This window comes from Bradyrhizobium diazoefficiens (assembly GCF_016616885.1).
GTDB classification, from domain to species: domain Bacteria; phylum Pseudomonadota; class Alphaproteobacteria; order Rhizobiales; family Xanthobacteraceae; genus Bradyrhizobium; species Bradyrhizobium diazoefficiens_F.
Genome location: NZ_CP067102.1, coordinates 6,805,668 through 6,818,323 on the forward strand (window position 1 = coordinate 6,805,668; position 12,656 = coordinate 6,818,323).

Annotated in this window: 14 protein-coding genes; 8 read left to right on the forward strand and 6 right to left on the reverse strand. The window is 64.6% G+C overall.

What is annotated here, in order from left to right:
- Positions 1-41: 41 nt before the first annotated feature.
- Together JJC00_RS31665 and JJC00_RS31670 are read right to left on the reverse strand one after the other, a co-directional pair.
- On the reverse strand, positions 42-1,520 hold the full coding sequence (locus JJC00_RS31665) for a glycerol-3-phosphate dehydrogenase (RefSeq protein ID WP_200469712.1): 1,479 nt from the start codon (positions 1,518-1,520) through the stop codon (positions 42-44).
- Between the two features lie 39 nt (positions 1,521-1,559).
- Positions 1,560-4,244, reverse strand: coding sequence for a sensor domain-containing protein (locus JJC00_RS31670; RefSeq protein ID WP_200469713.1), 2,685 nt, complete (start codon positions 4,242-4,244; stop codon positions 1,560-1,562).
- Positions 4,245-4,449: 205 nt separating this feature from the next.
- On the opposite strand from JJC00_RS31670, the gene JJC00_RS31675 reads away from it, so the two are divergent.
- Positions 4,450-5,553 carry an NAD(P)/FAD-dependent oxidoreductase gene (locus JJC00_RS31675; protein ID WP_200469714.1) on the forward strand — a complete coding sequence of 368 codons (1,104 nt, stop codon included), beginning with the start codon at positions 4,450-4,452 and terminating at the stop codon, positions 5,551-5,553.
- Between the two features lie 112 nt (positions 5,554-5,665).
- On the opposite strand, the gene JJC00_RS31680 is transcribed toward JJC00_RS31675, so the two are convergent.
- A complete protein-coding gene (locus JJC00_RS31680; protein WP_200469715.1) occupies positions 5,666-5,848 on the reverse strand; it encodes a YdcH family protein in 183 nt (60 codons plus the stop codon).
- A gap of 326 nt (positions 5,849-6,174) precedes the next feature.
- Here JJC00_RS31680 and JJC00_RS31685 point away from each other — a divergent pair, with 326 nt between their 5' ends.
- The 3 genes from JJC00_RS31685 to JJC00_RS31695 all read left to right on the forward strand — a co-directional run bounded on the left by JJC00_RS31685 (position 6,175) and on the right by JJC00_RS31695 (position 6,998).
- A complete protein-coding gene (locus JJC00_RS31685) occupies positions 6,175-6,381 on the forward strand; it encodes a YdcH family protein (RefSeq protein ID WP_008546179.1) in 207 nt (68 codons plus the stop codon).
- A gap of 136 nt (positions 6,382-6,517) precedes the next feature.
- Positions 6,518-6,724: a hypothetical protein gene (locus JJC00_RS31690; protein WP_194479659.1), complete on the forward strand. Its 207-nt coding sequence runs from the start codon at positions 6,518-6,520 to the stop codon at positions 6,722-6,724.
- Between the two features lie 22 nt (positions 6,725-6,746).
- On the forward strand, positions 6,747-6,998 hold the full coding sequence (locus JJC00_RS31695; protein ID WP_200469716.1) for a hypothetical protein: 252 nt from the start codon (positions 6,747-6,749) through the stop codon (positions 6,996-6,998).
- Between the two features lie 2 nt (positions 6,999-7,000).
- Here JJC00_RS31695 and JJC00_RS31700 read toward each other — a convergent pair whose 3' ends face one another.
- The gene (locus tag JJC00_RS31700; RefSeq protein WP_200469717.1) at positions 7,001-7,744 is read right to left on the reverse strand and encodes a GGDEF domain-containing protein; all 744 of its coding nucleotides are present in this window, start codon (positions 7,742-7,744) and stop codon (positions 7,001-7,003) included.
- A 141-nt stretch (positions 7,745-7,885) separates the two neighbouring features.
- Here JJC00_RS31700 and purE point away from each other — a divergent pair, with 141 nt between their 5' ends.
- Together purE and JJC00_RS31710 are read left to right on the forward strand one after the other, a co-directional pair.
- The gene (gene purE, locus JJC00_RS31705) at positions 7,886-8,374 is read left to right on the forward strand and encodes a 5-(carboxyamino)imidazole ribonucleotide mutase (protein WP_200469718.1); all 489 of its coding nucleotides are present in this window, start codon (positions 7,886-7,888) and stop codon (positions 8,372-8,374) included.
- Positions 8,371-9,477 carry a 5-(carboxyamino)imidazole ribonucleotide synthase gene (locus JJC00_RS31710; RefSeq protein WP_200469719.1) on the forward strand — a complete coding sequence of 369 codons (1,107 nt, stop codon included), beginning with the start codon at positions 8,371-8,373 and terminating at the stop codon, positions 9,475-9,477. Before purE ends, JJC00_RS31710 begins: the two co-directional genes overlap by 4 nt.
- Before the next feature lie 108 nt (positions 9,478-9,585).
- Here JJC00_RS31710 and aqpZ read toward each other — a convergent pair whose 3' ends face one another.
- Positions 9,586-10,308 carry an aquaporin Z gene (aqpZ, locus tag JJC00_RS31715; RefSeq protein WP_200469720.1) on the reverse strand — a complete coding sequence of 241 codons (723 nt, stop codon included), beginning with the start codon at positions 10,306-10,308 and terminating at the stop codon, positions 9,586-9,588.
- A gap of 260 nt (positions 10,309-10,568) precedes the next feature.
- Between aqpZ and rpsU the strand changes: the two genes are divergently transcribed.
- Complete coding sequence (rpsU, locus tag JJC00_RS31720; protein ID WP_092227201.1) at positions 10,569-10,871, forward strand: 30S ribosomal protein S21; 303 nt, start codon at positions 10,569-10,571, stop codon at positions 10,869-10,871.
- Positions 10,872-10,996: 125 nt separating this feature from the next.
- Entirely contained in the window at positions 10,997-11,647 is a 651-nt protein-coding gene (locus JJC00_RS31725) for a tetratricopeptide repeat protein (RefSeq protein WP_200469721.1), read from the forward strand.
- A gap of 27 nt (positions 11,648-11,674) precedes the next feature.
- Here JJC00_RS31725 and JJC00_RS31730 read toward each other — a convergent pair whose 3' ends face one another.
- Entirely contained in the window at positions 11,675-12,652 is a 978-nt protein-coding gene (locus tag JJC00_RS31730) for a hypothetical protein (protein ID WP_200469722.1), read from the reverse strand.
- Between the last annotated feature and the right edge of the window lie 4 nt (positions 12,653-12,656).

Consider the following 12,656-nt stretch of genomic DNA (forward strand, 5'->3'; position numbering starts at 1 on the left):
ACCCCAATGCCGCCGCACGCTAGCGGCGGATCGGATTTTGCTCAACCGGTTCGAGGGGAATCGTTCACACCCGCCATGAACGCAGCCAGCGCCTCACCGTCCGCCGCCGTCATGGTCAGGCCGAGCTTGGAGCGGCGCCACAGGATGTCCTCGGGGAAGCGCGCCCATTCCCGGGCCATGAGATAGCGCACCTCGGCGCCGGTCAGGTCGGGCCCAAAACCTGGGCCCAGCTCATCGCGTGTCTTCGCCTCGCCCAGCACGACCGGCAATCGCGAGCCGTAGGCCGCAACCAGGCGCCGGGCCTGCGGCTCGGAGAGAAACCGCCAGCAGTGGCGGGCGAGGTCGATTTCGGTCTCGAAACGATCCCAGGCAAAATCTCCGCCGGGCAATGCCGCGCCGGCGGTCCAGCGCGGCGACATCGGATAGAACGGGGTCAGCCGCGTCACGGCCCGCTCCGCGCGCAGCCGCGAGGTCGTGACGTCGCCGCCGAACATCGTGAGCAGCGGCGCCTTGCGCCGGCGTGCGTGGAACAGCGTCGTGCCGTCGCGTCGCCGCGCGGACGCCGGCGTCAAATTGACGCCGGAGACCGTGCGCACCACGTCGCTCGGCGTAACGCGCTCGCGAAAATAGCGGCTGGCGGCTTCGCAGAGATAGCCGATATCGGCACCCGGCATCGCGACGATTGCGGGATCGCCGGTGAAGTCATGCGTGACCGTGCCGACCAGCGTGAAATCACGTTCGAACGGGCTGGCAAAAATCAACCGACCGTCGTTGTTCTGGAAGACGTAGACGTTGTCGGACTCGAACAGCCTGGGCACGACGATCTGGCTCATCTGCATGGCCGCCATGGCCGGCTGCTTCTGCCGCAGCACGGTCTCGGCAACCATCGAGGTCCAGGCGCCGGTGGCATTGGCCAGCGCACGTGCCGTGATCACGCGGCGATGGCCGCGATCGACCAGCGCGAGCCGCCAGATGTCGGTCCTGTCGGCGCGCACGCAACGCGCCCCGGTCAGGATCGCGGCGCCACGCTCACTGGCATCCAGCGCCGTGAGCACCACCAGGCGCGAATCGTCGACGACGCAATCGGCATATTCGAACGCGATGCCGAACGGCCGCTTCAGCGCGTTGCCGACCGGATGATGCGTGATGTCGAGGGTAGTCGATCGGGGCAGGCCGCCGCGGTTCGTGAGGACGTCATAAACGTATAGGCCCGCGCGCAACAGCCATGGCGGGCGTTCGTCGGAATGGGCGGGGATCACGAAACTCATCGGCCGCACCAGATGCGGCGCGATCCGGAGCCAGGTCGACCGCTCGGCCAGGGCCCGGCGCACCCGCCAGAAGCCACGCCGCTCCAGCACGGATAAATCGCCATGGATCAATCGCGGTGTCGCCGACGAGGCAGCACCGGCGAGATCGCCCTGCTCGATCAGGATCACCCGCAGCCCGCGGCCGGCGGCATCGCGCGCGAGGCTGACACCGTTCAGGCCGCCGCCGATGATCGCGAGGTCGTAATCCGCCATGAAGCCGTCGAGAGCGAGCGAGGTAAGTACTCAGCACCACTAGCCGGTCTTGAGCGCAAGCTCCATGGCCTCGACGCGGCCGACGAGGCCGGCATATTGCCCGATCGGCAGCGGCTTGCCGAGCAGATAGCCCTGCACGCCGTCGCAGCCTTCCCTGGCGAGGAAGGCGAGCTGGTCGATGGTCTCGACGCCCTCGGCGATGATCGACATTTCGAGGCCATGACCGAGATCGATCACGGCGCGGACGATCGCGGCCGATTGCGGGTTGCGTCCGAGATTGATGATGAAAGCGCGGTCGATCTTGATCTTGTCGAACGGGAACGCCTGGAGATAGCTCAGCGAGGAATAGCCGCTGCCGAAATCGTCCATCGAGATACGGACGCCCAGCGCCTTCAGGCGGCGCAGCAGCGCCAGGCCGCGATCGAAGTCCTCGATCAGCACGCCCTCGGTGATTTCGAGCTCAAGCCGGCCGGGCGCAAGCCCGGTCTCGATCAGAATCGAATGGACGAGGCCGACGACGTCGCCGTGCATGAACTGCGCCGGCGACAGATTGACTGCGACCTGCAGCGGCTTCGGCCACGACGCCGCCTCGCGGCAGACCTGCCGCAGGATCCATTCGCCCATCTCGACGATCAGGCCGCTTTCTTCCGCGATCGGGATGAATTCGGCCGGCGAGACCTGGCCACGCACCGGATGCTGCCAGCGTGCCAGGGCCTCGAAGCCGATGATCTCGCTCTCGGCGACGCTGTTGCGCGCGATGCCCTGGGGCTGGAAGGCCAGCGACAGCTCGCCGTTCTTGATCGCCTTCGACAGATCCTGGTGCAGCACGCGGCGGTCGCGGATCTGCTGGTCCATCTCGGGCTGGTAGAGGCTGATCGTGCCGCGCGATTTCTGCTTGGCACGGAACAGGGCGGCGCCGGCATTGGCAAGCAGCGAAGCACCGTCGGGGCCATTGTGCGGGAAGATCGACATGCCGGTGGTGATACCGGCGCGGACCGCGCGGCCATCGATGTGGAATTCCGGCGCAAGCGCCTCGCCGAGCTGCTGCGCCAGAGCAAGGCCCGCATCGGGCTGCTTGCCGTCGATGATCAGGCCGAATTCGTCGCCGGACAGGCGCGCCACCAAGCCGCCGCGTGCGGTGTCCTGGAACCGCTGGGCCACCTCGATCAGCAGCTTGTCGCCGAGCGCATGGCCGAACACGTCGTTGACTTCCTTGAGGCCGTCGAGATCGACGCAAAGGACAGCGAATTCCTCGTCGGTCCCCTCGCAGGCCTCGATCATCTGGTTCAACGCCTGAAGGAAGGCGGCGCGGTTCGGCAGGTCGGTGAGGCCGTCGTGATAGGCCATGTGCGCCATCCGCGACTCGGTCTGCCGGCGGTTGGTGACGTCCTCGTGGGTCTTGATCAGATATTGCGGCTCGCCGGCATCGTTGAGCACCGTGGCACGCCGGGTCAGGAACAGGCGCAGGCCGTCCTTGGTGGAGATCGGATGCTCCTCGGTGATCATCCCGCGCTTCTTGATCGCCGCCTCGTCGCGCGCGATGATCAGCTTGGCTTCCTTGGCATTGAAGATGTCGGCGGCGGTCAGGCCGGTGGCTTCCTCGCGCCTGCGGTTGAGGATCGTCTCGGCGCTGCGGTTGGCGAGCAGATAGCGGCCATCCTTGACCTGCTCCACGATCAGCGCCACCGGGATATTGTCGACCACCAATTCGAGGAACTTCTTGGTGCTCTCCAACTCCATCGACAGCGATTGCCGATCGGTGATGTCCTCGAACACCACCAGCAGGAATTCCGGCTTGTTGCTCTCGTTGCGGACCACGATGCGGATCGAGGCCACCATGCGCCGGGTCTGGTCGCGTTGGACCTCGACCTCGAATTCGTTGCGATACTGTCCTTCCGGCGCCAGCAGCGCGGCCCGGTCGGTCGCCTCGATGCTCGCCGCCGATTTCGGGCCGAACAGCTCGCGCGCATTCTTGCCGACGACCTGGTCGCGCGAAAAGCCCCAGAAGCGCTCATAGGCGCGGTTGGCAAAGATGTAGCGGCCGTCCTCGATGTTCTTCGCGGCCACGCAGGCCGGAACGTTGTCCAGCACCGTTTCCAGGAATTGCTTGGTCGAGGCGAGCTGCCGCGACAGGTTGCGCTGCTCGCTGACGTCGAGATGGGTCGCCACCGAGCCGCCGTTCGGCAGAATGAAATATTTGACCAGGATGGCCCGGCCGTCCGGCAGCTCGCTGATCAGGCCGTTGGCGCTTGCCGCCTTCTCGTAGAAATCGTCGTCGGAGACGACGAGGACCCCACGCTTGCGCCGCAACTCGAGGATGTCGTAGCCGGTCATGCCGGTCCACAGGTCCGAGCGCGTCAGGCCGTAGATCTCGAGATAGCGGTCGTTGCAAAAGATGATGCACCGCCGCGCATCCGTCATCACCACGCCCTGGTTGAGATTGTTCATGGCGGAGGAGACGAAGGCGTTGCGCCGCAATTGCGAACGCTTGCTCCGGCGCAGCGCGGAATGGATCCACAGCGCGATCGCCGCCAGGAACCCGCAGACGACAACGCCCCCGATCAGGGCTTCCCACACCAGATTAGGGTCGAGATTGCCAAGATGGTTCGGCAGGACGAAGCTATCCGCATAGGCACGCGTGGGCGCGACCGCGCTGGCCAGGCACACGACGGCCTGCACAGCAATCGGAAGCATGCTGCCTTCCTGCCAGTTCTTCTCAGCCATCAGCCACCCGCGATTTCAACTGCGGATTGTCTGGCTTCACGGGTTTGGATCGGGTAAACGCCTGTACGTCCAACAGAAAAATGTGACGCGTAATACGGCAATTGCCCTGACATGATAAATGCTTCCTTAACGGACTGCGGCCGCGCGGCGCGTTTCCCATGCAAACCGGCCCTCTCGGCAACTTCAGCGGGACCTCTGCACAACCATGGATAGGGTCGACTGCGTCGTCATCGGAGCCGGTGTGGTCGGGCTCGCGGTGGCAAGGAAGCTGGCCCAGGCCGGGCGCGAAGTGATCGTGCTCGAAGAGACCGAGGCCATCGGCACCATCACCTCCTCACGCAACAGCGAGGTGATCCATGCCGGGATCTACTACCGCGCCGGAAGCTGGATGGCGCGCATGTGCGTCAGCGGCAAGCATGCGCTCTATCGCTATTGCGGCGAGCGCGGCATCCCGCACAAGAATTGCGGCAAGCTGATCGTCGCGACCAATGCAAAGGAAACCGAGAAGCTGCAATCGATCAAGGCGCATGCCGAGGCCAACGGCGTGCTCGACATGCAGTTGCTCTCGGGCGAAGCCGCGCGCGCGCTGGAACCGGCGCTGGCCTGTGACGCCGCATTGCTCTCGCCGTCGACCGGCATCATCGACAGCCATGCCTACATGCTCTCGCTGCGCGGCGAGGCCGAGGAGGCGGGCGCGGCCTTTGCGTTTCACACACCGCTGATCCGCGCCAAGGCGGATGCCGGCATGATCGAGATCGAAGCCGGCGGCGAAGCACCGATGACGCTGCAATGCGGCCTGCTCGTCAACGCCGCCGGGCTTTCGGCGACGACCGTGGCACGCCACATCGACGGCATGCCGATTGACCGGATTCCGCCGGCCTATCTCGCCAAGGGAAACTATTTCAGCTGCAACGCGCGCGCACCGTTCTCGCACCTGATCTATCCCGTGCCCGAGCCCGGCGGGCTCGGCGTGCATCTGACGCTGGACATGGCAGGACAGGCGCGCTTTGGCCCCGACGTCGAATGGATCGAGACGATCGGCTATGAGGTTGATCCGTCGCGCGCCGAGCGGTTCTATCCTGCGATCCGCAAATACTGGCCGACGCTTCCCGACGGCGCGTTGATGCCGAGCTATTCGGGCATCCGCCCGAAGATCGTGCCGCCGGCCGTAGCAACGCAGGATTTCCTGATGCAGGGTCCGCGCGACCATGGCGTCGCGGGTTTGATCAATCTGTTCGGCATCGAATCGCCGGGACTGACATCGTCGCTCGCGATCGCAGATCACGTCGCGGAGCTCGCAGAAAGCTAAACGCCCGCGCAACGATCATTGCGCGGCGCGCACCATACGGCAGGGACGAGCGCAAAGGCTCTCATCCCTGCCTGAAAGGATACGATCAAACTCTACGCTGTTACGGGGGTTACTAGTGAAGCGTGTCGCCGGTGTGCTTCAGACGCTCGATCTGGTCCTTGACCATCAACTTCCGGCGCTTCAACTCAACAATTTGCAGGTCGTCTGTTGAAAGGTGCACGAGAGCTTCGTGCAATTCGTGTTCGAGAGTTTTGTGCTTCCGTTCCAATTCAACCAGATGTGCCTGAATTGTCATTCGAAACCTCCTCGGTAGGGGTGACCTTGGATTCGATCCGGACAAGGAATTGTACATCACCGATTCGTTCTGTCGATGGCTATCCGTCGTCGCACCGTCATTTTTGAAAATTCATATGTAACGAACCGTGAGTAAGGAACCACGCGGTGAAAAATCCATGATATCAATGTGGTTGCGCGACACGCTTGCGAATCGTTGAAATATCTTGCGAGGGAGCGGTGCGCGAAGGTCGCAGATCGCTTGCGGTCACGCCGCGCAAGGACGATAATTTCCACAGGGCATCCACAGCCTTAATCTCAGCCTATCGGTTTTCGGCCACCGCAAACATGACCAATGAAGACGAGCGTGAGCTCGAAGCCGAGCTTACCCGGTTGCAGCAGGAACACCGAGATCTCGATGCGGCGATCGATGCACTGCATCAATCGCCCGCCCCCGACCTATTGCGGTTACAGCGGTTGAAGAAGCGCAAGCTGTTGTTGCGCGACCGTATCGCCTTCATCGAAGACCAGATCACGCCCGACATCATCGCTTGATCCGCGAGCGGTCGCGGATTGCCACGCATGAATCCGCTTGACTCAAAAAGAACAAAAGAGGAACATAAATTCCGCCCCCGACGCCCCAGGAAACGCCCCAGGAAACGCTCAAGGACAACCCGCAAGGACACCGCAGATGTCAGTCCCCGCCCTCCTCGACAACAGCCATTACGAACAAGCCTGCGACCAGGCCATTGCGATGTGCGACGGCAATCTGCGCAGCACCATCAAGGCGTTGATCATGGCCAACGAATATCTGGAAGCAGAGCTGGAAGAATTGCAGGCGGCGATTTCGGCCGGCTGCATCCCGGAAACGTCACGCAGCAGAAGCAGCGCTGCCTGAACCTCACGAATGGAGCAACGCCATGTCGGACGTGACCTACTACGTTGCAATGCCCTTCCTGATCGATGCCGACGGATCGCCTGTCGCCGGCGCCGCCGAGGAATGCCAGAGCTCGACGGCCGCGTTGCGGCGCGCCGAGGCTCTGGCGCACGGTGCGGGCCACATCGGCGCGATCGCATTCAGCCGCAGCGGCGATCCCATGACCGGCGAATTCGGTGACGCCACGCTGCTGCGCAAATTCGGCAACGTGCCGGAAGATCTCGCAACACTGTAGGGTCAGCTGCTGGCAAGCCTGATCCGCGGCTCGTGCCGGCGCTGCGCCTTGCGCACATACATGGCGGCGTCGGCCTCCTCCAGCGCACGCACCGCATCAGACTGCGCGCCGAGCAGCGCGACACCAGCGGAGGCGCCCGCGGTCACGTGCTGGCCGCGAAAGCTGAACGACAAATCGTCGATCGCCTGCTCGAAGATGGCCGCCTTCGCCTTGGCATCGGTCTCGCTGAGATTCCACAACAGCAGGGCAAACTCGTCACCGCCGAGACGGCCGACCACGTCGGAGGCGCGGATCTGCCGTGTCAGCGTCGCGGCGATCGCCTTCAGCACCTCGTCACCGGCGCCATGACCGAAGGAATCGTTGATTGGCTTCAACCGGTCGACGTCGAGCACGATCAGCGCGCCGCTGGCGCGGTAGCGCTTCATGTAGGCGATGGCGCGCTGGAGCTCGCGCTCGAAGCCGCGCCGGTTGGGGATGTCCAGCAGGAAATCGGTGTCGGCCGCCGCCTCAAGCTCGGCGACGCGTCGCAGCGCCTGCGAGAGCTTGGTCCGCAGGCCGCGGATCGTCGCCTTGCTGGTTTCCTTGGCAGTTTCCTTGCCAGTTTCCTTGCCAGTTTCCTTGGCAGCGCGGGCTGCGGGCGCGCGGCGCGCCGCCGCGGACCGCTTGGGTGCAGTTTTCGTTCGGCTCCCGCTGGTTTTTCGGCCCTTTTTGGCCTTCGCAGCGGTCGCCCTTTTTGGTTTCTTCATGGGCATCCTGCTCAATGAAGGCTTGCGGGGATTCACCAAGACAGGATAGTGCATTCCCTTCTCCTTGCCACCGCCTTGCGAGCCGCCGGCCGGAACCGCTAATCTGGCCTATCTTTCTGTTTTCCGAGCACAATTGACGTCATGACCGCGCCGATCGCCATCATCATGGGAAGCCAGTCGGACTGGGAGACGATGCGGCACGCCGCCGACACGCTCACAGCGCTTGGCGTCACCTCCGACACCCGCATCGTTTCGGCACACCGCACTCCCGACAGGCTCGTTAGCTTCGCCAAGGGCGCCAAGGCGGCCGGTTTCAAGGTCATCATCGCCGGCGCCGGCGGCGCTGCGCATCTGCCCGGCATGGCCGCGGCGCTGACGGAGCTGCCGGTGTTCGGCGTGCCCGTCGAGTCCAGGACGCTGAAGGGCATCGATTCGCTCTATTCGATCGTTCAGATGCCCGCCGGCATTCCGGTCGGCACACTCGCGATCGGCAAGGCCGGCGCGATCAACGCGGCTCTGCTCGCGGCGTCCGTGCTGGCGCTGTCCGATCCGGCCCTGTCCGACCGCCTGGCCGCCTGGCGCAAGGCCCAGACCGAGGCGGTTGCCGAGCGCCCGGAGGACAAGGCGTGACTGACGCAAAGCAGGTGAAGCTGAAGCCCGGCGACACCATCGGAATCCTCGGCGGCGGACAACTCGGACGGATGCTGGCGATGGCCGCGGCGCGGCTCGGCCTGCGTTGCCAGGTGTTCTCGCCCGATCCGGATTCGCCGGCCTTCGACGTGGTGCTGAACGCAACCTGCGCCGAATATGCCGATGTCGAGGCGCTCGAGCTGTTCGCCCACGACGTCGACGTCATCACCTACGAATTCGAGAACGTTCCGGCCGCCGCCGCCATGGTGCTGGACGCACGCCGCCCGGTGCTGCCCAACCGCAAGATCCTCGAGACCACCCAGGACCGGCTCGCCGAGAAGGATTTTGTCAGCCGGCTCGACATCGGCACCGCCGCTTACGCCGACGTCACCTCGGTCGCATCGTTGCGCGAAGCGATCGCCAGGATCGGCCTCCCCGCCGTGCTGAAGACCCGCCGCTTCGGCTATGACGGCAAGGGCCAGGCCATCATCCGCGAGGGCGACGACATCGCGAAGGTCTGGACCAGCCTCGCCACCAAATCGGCGATCCTGGAAGCCTTCATCCCGTACGAACGCGAGATCTCCGTGATCGCCGCACGCTCGGCCACAGGCCAGGTCGAATGCTTCGACGTCACCGAGAACGAGCATCGCGACCACATTCTGAAGATTTCCCGCGCGCCTGCGTCGATCCCGGATGCGCTGGCCGAAGAGGCGCGCAGCATCGCCGGCAAGATCGCGACTGCGCTCGACTATGTCGGCGTGCTCGCGGTGGAGATGTTCGTGCTCGCCAACGGCGGCGGATCGAAGGTGCTGGTCAACGAGATCGCTCCGCGCGTGCATAATTCCGGACACTGGACGCTCGACGGCGCGTCGGTCTCCCAGTTCGAGCAGCACATCCGCGCCATTGCCGGCTGGCCGCTCGGCAAGCCCGTGCGTCACGGTGACGTCGTCACCATGACCAATCTGATCGGCGACGAGATCAACGATTACGAGAGCTGGTTGAGCGTGCCCGGCGCGACCGTCCACATCTACGGCAAGGGCACGCCGCGTCCTGGCCGCAAGATGGGCCACGTCACCGAAGTCAGGCCTTCGAAAGCCAAGTGAAAAGCCAAGTGAGGGGACCGCAGCAAAAGCTGCGATCCCGCTTTTTGGAGTTTTTGTTTTGACGCGTTTTCTTGACGCGAACCGCTATCCACTTCGCTCGAAAGCGCTCTAAGCCGTCTTCACGCCCGCGACGACGCCCGAGGGCTCCTCGCTCAGCCAGCGATAGATCACCCCGCCCAGCGCGCCGCCGATCAGTGGAGCGACCCAGAACAGCCAGAGCTGCGACAGCGCCCAGCCGCCGACGAACAGCGCGGGGCCCGTGCTGCGCGCCGGGTTCACCGAGGTGTTGGTGACGGGGATGCTGACGAGATGGATCATCACCAGCGCGAGTCCGATCGCGAGCGGCGCAAAGCCGGCGGGCGCGCGGCCATGGGTCGAGCCCATGATGACGAACAGGAACATCATGGTCATCACCACCTCGGTGACGAAGCAGACGACCATGCTGTACTGGCCGGGTGAATGCGCGGCATAGCCGTTGGAGGCAAAGCCCTTGGTGACGTCGAATCCGGGCGCGCCGCTGGCGATCACATAGAGCAGCTCGGCGGCGACGATGGCTCCACAAACCTGCGCGATCACGTAAGGCAGGATCTGGCCTGCCGGAAAGCGTCCACCGGCGGCAAGGCCGACCGTGACGGCTGGGTTGAGATGGCAGCCCGAGATATGGCCGATCGCATAGGCCATGGTGACGACGCTCAAGCCGAAGGCCAGGGACACGCCGACCAGACCGATGCCGACCTGCGGAAAGCCGGCCGCGATCACCGCGCTACCGCAGCCTGCAAATGTGAGCCAGAACGTGCCGATGGCCTCGGCAGCATATTTCTTCATGTCCATGTGGCGTCTCCCCTGATTTCAAAGATTCCGGAACTATGTCCGTCGCGACCCCCGTCTTGGCGCCAAATCTCCCAAATCGGGGCCGCGAGATAGCATTTTCGCCGCATTTAATGGCTGAACTTGGCCCGAGACCCCAGTTGGCAGGTGGACAGGGCGGGTTTTGTCTGATACATCCGCGCCCTCAAGGTTAAGGGCCGGGCGTTTCGCCATCCCCTTAGACTTACCAGAATTCAAATCCGATCCACTGAAGAGGATGCCGCGTGCAGGTTCTCGTTCGCGATAACAATGTCGACCAAGCCCTCAAGGCGCTGAAGAAGAAGATGCAGCGCGAGGGTATTTTCCGCGAGATGAAGCTCCGCGGTCACTACGAGAAGCCCTCCGAGAAGAAGGCCCGCGAAAAGGCCGAAGCCGTGCGCCGCGCGCGCAAGCTGGCCCGCAAGAAGCTGCAGCGCGAAGGCCTGCTGCCGATGAAGCCGAAGCCGGTGTTCGGCGCAGGTCCCGGTGGTGATCGTGGCGGCCGCGGCGGCCCAGGCGCTGGTGCAGGTCCACGCGGACCGCGCTGACCTTGCCGAAGTTACAGGACTGAGTTTTCAATGACGCGGGCTCGAGGCCCGCGTTATTATTTTGTGAGCAGTGCCTTTCTGGGACGGGGCACTACAGATGCGGCACCAGCGCGAGCGAACCGTAGATGGCCTTCCCTTTCCCCGAGCCCGGCTTGGCGCGATTGCGCCGGATCTGGCACCAGCCGCTTGCGCTGACCCTGGTGGGGATCGCATTGTGCGGCTGCTCCTTCGATCTCGGCTCGCTGATGCCGGAGAAGGAGAAGCCGCAGGAAGCGCCCAAGGCGGCTCCCGCCCCGGATAGCGCAGTCAGTGCCGGCAATGTCACCGAGGCCCAGGCTCACACGGCAAAAGCCCAGGCCCTGGCGAAGTCTGGCGAGACGCAGGTCGCGCTCGACGAGTTCAATCGCGCCGTCGCGCTCGATCCCTACAATGCGCAGGCGCTCTACGGCCGCGCCCTGCTCTACCAAGGCAATAACGAGCACGACTTCGCGATCGCCGATTTCGGTGCCGCAAGCGGGCTCAATCCGCAGAAGGCGGAGCCGCTGCTCGGCCGCGCCGTCAGCTATCTCGCCATCGGCAAGGTCAAGGAGGCGGCGGCCGATCTCGATGAGGCCGCAGAGGCCGATCCGCACAACGCCCAGGTCTGGACGACACGGGGACAGGCTTATGAGCGGCTGGGCGACAAGGCCAAGGCCGCGGCGTCCTACAACAAGGCAGTCAGCCTGCGCCCACGCGATGACGCCGCCCGCAGCGGCTTGGCCCGCGTCGGCGGCTGACGGTCCCGGAACAGCGCTGGCGCCGTCTTAGTCGGGGGTGGCGCTCTTCGGCAGAACCGCGTGGAACATCGACTTCATGCCCGACAGCATTTCGTCGGCGACGTTGGTCTTGGGCCGCGGCGCTGCCGCGCCGGCATCGGCGCGCAGGTCGAGCGGCGGCGCGATCACCGGCACCGGAATATCGGCCGGCGGCGTCAGCCGATTCGGGTTGTCGTTGCCGACCGAGGCCGTATAGGGGGGATTGGCCTGTGACGAGCCGCCACTTCCATAAGCGTCGGGTGACGGCGTCGACACATTGATCGGCGGCGGCAACGGGCGCACCATCGACGGCACCGCAGTCACGTTTCGGGGGGCCTCGGGGACACGGGATGCTTCCTGCACCGCAGGCTCCGGGGTCCTCTCGGCCGCCTTGATTTCAGAAGACTTGGCCTCGGCAGGCTTGATTTCGGAAGGCTTGGTTTCAGAAGGCTTGGTTTCAGCAGATTTGGCCTCGGCGGCCTTCTCAGCGGCCTTGCCCTCAGGCGATTTGCGCAGGCGCTCGATGGCGGCTCGCGCCAGATCGTTGGCGTCGGGGGTCGCTGCCGGGGAAGCCGCAGCCGGCGCTGAATTGGCCTCAACCACCGGGGCGGCGCTGGGCGCTGCCGGGGTCGACGCGACCGACGAGGACTTGGCGACCGCCTTCTCATGCGCCGGAGTACGGCCGCGCGAAGCAACCTCGTCGGCAGCCTTGGTCTCGGCAGGCTTCTCGGCTGCCGGTTTGTCCGATGCGCTCTTCTCGGAAATGCTCTTCTCGGAGACGCCCTTGGCCTTGACGCCGGGGGCCGGGAGGTTGGCGACATCGGCGGGTTTGGCGTTCTTGCCGGCATTGGCGGGCGCCACCACCGCGGCTGGCGTATCCGCCGCCGGCCTGGCGTTGATGTAGTGATTAACGATGTAGGCCCCGATGATCGTCGCGAGCACCGAGGGGAAAATATCCATCGAAATTTTAGCGAGGTATTTCAGCATTTCT

Excerpts from the sequence above, each read along its gene's own strand:
- JJC00_RS31730 (WP_200469722.1), bottom strand. The coding sequence starts at position 12,652 with ATGCTGAAATACCTCGCTAAAATTTCGATGGATATTTTCCCCTCGGTG.
- purE (WP_200469718.1), top strand. The coding sequence starts at position 7,886 with ATGACCGCGCCGATCGCCATCATCATGGGAAGCCAGTCGGACTGGGAG.
- JJC00_RS31680 (WP_200469715.1), bottom strand. The coding sequence starts at position 5,848 with ATGACAATTCAGGCACATCTGGTTGAATTGGAACGGAAGCACAAAACT.
- JJC00_RS31725 (WP_200469721.1), top strand. The coding sequence starts at position 10,997 with ATGGCCTTCCCTTTCCCCGAGCCCGGCTTGGCGCGATTGCGCCGGATC.
- JJC00_RS31670 (WP_200469713.1), bottom strand. The coding sequence starts at position 4,244 with ATGGCTGAGAAGAACTGGCAGGAAGGCAGCATGCTTCCGATTGCTGTG.
- JJC00_RS31700 (WP_200469717.1), bottom strand. The coding sequence starts at position 7,744 with ATGAAGAAACCAAAAAGGGCGACCGCTGCGAAGGCCAAAAAGGGCCGA.
- JJC00_RS31675 (WP_200469714.1), top strand. The coding sequence starts at position 4,450 with ATGGATAGGGTCGACTGCGTCGTCATCGGAGCCGGTGTGGTCGGGCTC.
- JJC00_RS31685 (WP_008546179.1), top strand. The coding sequence starts at position 6,175 with ATGACCAATGAAGACGAGCGTGAGCTCGAAGCCGAGCTTACCCGGTTG.
- JJC00_RS31665 (WP_200469712.1), bottom strand. The coding sequence starts at position 1,520 with ATGGCGGATTACGACCTCGCGATCATCGGCGGCGGCCTGAACGGTGTC.
- JJC00_RS31695 (WP_200469716.1), top strand. The coding sequence starts at position 6,747 with ATGTCGGACGTGACCTACTACGTTGCAATGCCCTTCCTGATCGATGCC.
- JJC00_RS31690 (WP_194479659.1), top strand. The coding sequence starts at position 6,518 with ATGTCAGTCCCCGCCCTCCTCGACAACAGCCATTACGAACAAGCCTGC.
- aqpZ (WP_200469720.1), bottom strand. The coding sequence starts at position 10,308 with ATGGACATGAAGAAATATGCTGCCGAGGCCATCGGCACGTTCTGGCTC.